Raw genomic sequence first — 239 nt, 5'->3', positions numbered from 1 at the left:
ATGAAAATGCCGTTGCGTTGATTGTCCGGCCATCGACCGCTCGCTCTACAGCTCGCTCTCGTGCCAGCCGCGCAGGCAAACCCGCGACAGCCACACGGTCATGCCGAACAGCAGCACGCCCGTCACGGTGATCAGCAGCAGCGCGGCGAACAGACGCGGAATGTTGAGCTGAAAGCCCGCTTGCAGGATCTGATACGCAAGCCCCGCCCCGCTGCCGCCCGTGCCCGCGACGAACTCGG

1 pseudogene is annotated in these 239 nt (G+C 65.3%); it reads right to left on the bottom strand.

What is annotated here, in order from left to right:
- Positions 1-45 precede the first annotated feature (45 nt).
- Positions 46-239: pseudogene (locus SB816_RS34685) on the bottom strand (ABC transporter permease); the annotation flags it as partial.

This window comes from Achromobacter sp. SIMBA_011, from assembly GCF_046535435.1.
Lineage (GTDB): Bacteria > Pseudomonadota > Gammaproteobacteria > Burkholderiales > Burkholderiaceae_B > Achromobacter > Achromobacter dolens.
Note: the sequence above shows the minus strand (reverse complement) of the source record. Positions and strands in the feature narration are given on the sequence as shown.